4 protein-coding genes and 1 pseudogene are annotated in these 4,381 nt (G+C 70.0%); 4 read left to right on the top strand and 1 reads right to left on the bottom strand.

What is annotated here, in order from left to right; all coding sequences use genetic code 11:
• Together ACFQ4O_RS15515 and ACFQ4O_RS15510 are read left to right on the top strand one after the other, a co-directional pair.
• On the top strand, positions 1–380 hold a 380-nt coding region (locus ACFQ4O_RS15515), incomplete at its 5' end, for a 3'(2'),5'-bisphosphate nucleotidase CysQ family protein (protein WP_378776934.1).
• Positions 381–498: 118 nt separating this feature from the next.
• Positions 499–2,214 (top strand): C40 family peptidase, encoded by a 1,716-nt coding sequence (locus ACFQ4O_RS15510; RefSeq protein WP_378776932.1) that lies wholly within the window; start codon positions 499–501, stop codon positions 2,212–2,214.
• Positions 2,215–2,238: 24 nt separating this feature from the next.
• Here ACFQ4O_RS15510 and ACFQ4O_RS15505 read toward each other — a convergent pair whose 3' ends face one another.
• Entirely contained in the window at positions 2,239–2,706 is a 468-nt protein-coding gene (locus tag ACFQ4O_RS15505) for a YHS domain-containing (seleno)protein (RefSeq protein ID WP_378776930.1), read from the bottom strand.
• A gap of 165 nt (positions 2,707–2,871) precedes the next feature.
• On the opposite strand from ACFQ4O_RS15505, the gene ACFQ4O_RS15500 reads away from it, so the two are divergent.
• Positions 2,872–3,492 (top strand): DUF1134 domain-containing protein, encoded by a 621-nt coding sequence (locus ACFQ4O_RS15500; RefSeq protein WP_378776928.1) that lies wholly within the window; start codon positions 2,872–2,874, stop codon positions 3,490–3,492.
• 113 nt (positions 3,493–3,605) lie between these two features.
• Positions 3,606–4,381, top strand: a pseudogene (locus tag ACFQ4O_RS15495) (hypothetical protein); the annotation flags it as partial.

The raw sequence follows: 4,381 nt of genomic DNA, 5'->3' as shown, positions 1-4,381 counted from the left end.
CGACCGCGGCGCTCCGGGCGACGCCCGCGCCGGACGCCTTCGCCCCCATCGCCGTACGCCGGAGCGCGCCGGGCGCCCTCTGCGCGGTCGCGAGCCGCAGCCACGCCGATCCGGACACGGAAACCTTTCTCGCCCGCCTCGGCGTCGCGGAGCGCCGTTCGGCCGGCTCGTCGCTGAAGTTCTGTCTGGTGGCGGAGGGCGAGGCCGACGTCTATCCGCGCTTCGGCCCCACCATGGAATGGGACACCGCCGCCGGCCACGCCGTGCTCGCCGCCGCCGGCGGCGCGGTCACCACCCCCGACGGCGCGCCCTTCCTCTACGGCAAAAGCACCGAGGGTTTCCGCAACGGCGCCTTCGTCGCCTGGGGCGCGCGGGGCTGATCCAGCCCCAGCCGCTGGTCGCCGTTTAAAGGCCAAAGCTTACGTAGTTTCGCATATTGCCGGAACAAATCCGGCACATCACTCTACCCTGAGTTGATAACTCAAGGGGTATAGCGCGATGAGCTTGGGTGACGGCTTTGATCTGGTGGAGATCGCTAAAACCAAACTCAACCAGAGATATGTCTTCGGCGCTGTGGTTCCGAAGACCAATCCGAACTGGAACGGTCCGTGGGACTGCGCGGAATTCGTGTCCTGGTGCGTGTGGCAGGCCTATGGCGCGCCCATGGGAATGCGCCCGCGGAACGCCTGGAAAGGCGACGCCTATTCCGGTTTCTGGTTCGATGACGCCAAGGGCGAACCCGGCGCGGCCATTTCCTGGGAATCAGCGCTGAACATCAAAGGGGCCGTGCTGGTGCGCCGCCCTTTGAACAAGCGGATCGGCCATGTGGCGATTTCGCTTGGCGATGGCGAGCAAACCATCGAGGCCCGGAGCGCTGATCGTGGAGTGGGGATTTTCAAAGGAGCGTCCAAGCGGCCCTGGGACATCGGCGTCCTGATTCCGGGCGTCGACTACGCCACGGACGACACGTCCCTCACCTATGTCCAAACTGTGCGCGTGCGTGCGCCGGCCGGATATCACGCGCTTCAGTCCCCGCCGCAGAAGGGGCCGGACGTTCTCGCGATCCAGACGGCGCTCGCCAAGGCCGGCTACGATCCGGGCCCTCTGGACGGCGTGTTCGGTCGCCTGACCGACGCCGCCGTGATCACGTTCCAGATCGCCTCCGGGCTTGAAGTGGACGGCGTCGTCGGCCCGCGCACGGCGGAAAAACTCGGCCTGTCGACGCCGATCGCGCCCGACGCCGCGACCACCGCGGCATGGGAGGCCCTGAGCGCGCCCCCCGCTCCGCCGACGCCGTTGCTCCAGCCGACGCCGCTGGGCGCCCGCACGCTCACAGGCTTCGCGGTGAATGGCAAGGACCACACCGCGCTCTACGACGACGGGAGTCGTCAGTACATCGGCACCGACGTCCCTTACCGCGACGACGCGCCGAGGCGCGGCCTCTACCAGGACAAGAAGCTCACGGAGCTTCGTCCGATCGGCGTGTATCGTCCGGAGGATTACACGGCGCAGCACGGCCAGTGGGCGCATGTCATCCATCCCACCATTTTCGCGGAGAGCGCCGGATTTTTCGGACGCGTCAACAGCTACGACCGCGCCGCCTTCACCTTCGGCGCGACCCAGTTGGCCGCCCATACGCCGGGCGAAAACCTTATCCTGCTGTTCCAGGAACTGCTGCGCTTGAAAAGCGCCAAAGATATCTTCCCCGAGCTGTCCCTCGAAGACAACAAAGTCACCTGGACCAAGCCCAGCGGCGCCAAAGTCGATCTGGAGGCCTCAAAGAGCGTCACGCGGCCGAACGGCAAGCGGGACACCCAGCTCGTCGAGTTCATGGCTTATCTGAACCCGGATCCCGGCGCGGTGGGCCAACAGGAACGTCTCGCGGCCGCGCGTCTGATCGAGTGGACCCGCGTCGATCCGGCGGCCCGCGCCGCGCAGGTGACGTTGCTGGTGGCGCGCGTCAAAAAGCTAATCGATCGCGTTCGATCGCACCCGAGCTTCGACAAGAAGGACTGGCCCGCGGCGATCTGGATCGCCGACATCCAGTATCAGGGACGCGGGAGGCTCGACGCGATCCGCCTTGCGCTCGACAGCCCGAAGCCGGTGGAGGCGCTGTCCCGGATCGGGTCCAGCTACGAGGGGCGTCGGAAAACCATCGGCGAGTCGATCGCGAAACTTAAGGCCAGCGGCGTGCTGAACGGCTTCACGGTGTGACGCGTAGCGCGCGGGGCTGACGTTTCACCCGCGCGGCAGTTCGGCCTCGAGCTTCGGCCAGGCCTGTTCGGCCGCGCGGGGATCGGCGAAGGCGTCGCGTTCGGCGGGGCTGCGGAATAGGTAGAGCCGCTCCTCCCGCACCGCGAAGATCAGCGGATGGCCGGGCGCGGCGGCGCCGTTCGCCACCGCCGCCGGCGCGTAGCCGCCGAACCGGGGCGCGTAGACCTCCGGCGCGGAGAGGAAGGCGGCCCGGTTGGCCTCGCTCGCGAAGCGCCAGGCGACGCCGTTCCATTCGGCCTCGCAGTCGCGCAGGCCGCGCACCGCCCGCTTCTCCACGAAATAGGCGACCGGGTCGTAGCCGTAGAGCGCGACGCCGGTTGCGGGATCGGTCACCGTGCGCTCGTCGAGCCCCGGCAGGGCGCGGACGGACGTGCCGGACGCGGCCATGAGGCTCGCCAGAAGCGCGACCGCCGTGAGTGTGCGTGAAGCCACGGGAGATCCTGTCGTGGTGCGACGGCCGTGCGGTCCGTCCTGTCCCGACTGGCATACCTCGCCGCCGTTCACCTTTGAGTAAAACCGATCGCTCAAATTGTATCGAATCACGCGAAACCCGTGAGCCGGGTCCTTCGCGTCCTCGAAACGAGAAGGAGCACCGCGATGACGTGGAGAACGCCCGTCGCCGCCGCCGCGCTCGTGGCCGGCCTTGTCGCCGCAGGCGCCGCCCAGGCGCAGTACGCCGGCCCCGCCGCGACCCCCGCCGCCTATTCCGACGGCGCCTACGGCGCGCCCCGCGGCCCGACCTATTCGGCCAAGGAGGTGCTGGACAAGGGCCACGCCTTCTTCGGCTCCATGTCGCGCGGCCTTGGCGGCATCGTGGAGCGCGCCACCGCCCAATGGGGCGAACCCAACGGCTACATCCTCGGCGAGGAGGCCAGCGGCGCCTTCGTCGGCGGCCTGCGCTACGGCGAGGGCACGCTGTTCACCCGCGACGGCGGCGAGGGCAAGGTCTACTGGCAGGGGCCGTCGCTCGGCTTCGACTTCGGCGGCGACGGCGCCCGCACCATGATCCTCGTCTACAATCTCCCGTCCAAGACCGCGATCTTCAACCGCTTCGTCGGCGTCGACGGCTCGGCCTATCTGGTCGGCGGCCTCGGCATGACGGCGCTCAAGGACTACGAGACGGTGCTGGTGCCGATCCGCACCGGGGTCGGCGCGCGGCTCGGCGTCAACATGGGCTATCTGAAGTTCACGCCGCGCTCGACCTGGAACCCGTTCTGACGGCGCGGCTTGGCCGCGAGGGGCCGGCGTGCCATCCTGACACGCTCGACGTCCGCGCCGCCGCGGGCGTCCCTGCCGGCGCGTCGCCGAGCCGCCCGCGTGAGCACGCCTGAATGGTCGAGCCCCTTCTGTACGCCTTCGCCGGCGCCTGCCTCGCCACGCTGCTGCTGCTGTTGTTCCTGCCGCTGTTCTGGCGGCGGGCGGTGCGGCTGACGACGCAGCGGCTGACCGAGCGCCTGCCGCTGTCGGTGGCGGAGATCGTCGCGACCCAGGACCGGCTGCGCGCGGCCCACGCGGTTCAGACCCGCGCCACCGAACGGCGCGCCGACTCCCGCTTCGCCGAGGCCGCGCGGGAGCGGATCGAGGCCGGGAAGCTGCGCGCGGCGGACCTCGGCCAGAAGGTGGAGATCACGGATCTGCGCGCGCGGGTGACGGCGCTGGAGGCGGCCGCGGCCGAGGTGCGCGGCGATCTGGAGCAGGCGAGCGCCCGGAGCCGGGAGACCGCCTCGGCGCTGGAGGCCGCCCAGCTGGAGCGCCGCGCCGCCGAGCGCGGCCGCGATCAGGCGCTTAAAGAGAGCGCCGCCGCGTCCTCCAAGGCGAACGATCTCAGCATCGAGCTTGCGGCCGTCACCGCGACGCTCGCCGCGGCGCGCGAGACCGAACGGGAGCTCGAGGCCGAACTTGCGCGGGCGAAGACCCATGAGGCAGAGCTCGAGGCGCTGCTCGGCGCCGAGACCGCCCGGGTGGCGGACGCCCAGGCCGCCCGCGTGATCGCGGAGCGCCGGCTGGCCGAAGAGACCGAGAGCTATGTGGCGCTGCGCGCCGAGATCGCTCGCGCCGGCCTCGCCTTGCCGGCAGGCGGCGCGCCCGATCCGGCGCTCGGGGAGCT

The sequence above is a fragment of the Methylopila musalis genome (genome assembly GCF_042679725.1).
Taxonomy (GTDB): Bacteria; Pseudomonadota; Alphaproteobacteria; order Rhizobiales; family Methylopilaceae; genus Methylopila; species Methylopila musalis.
Note: the sequence above shows the minus strand (reverse complement) of the source record. Positions and strands in the feature narration are given on the sequence as shown.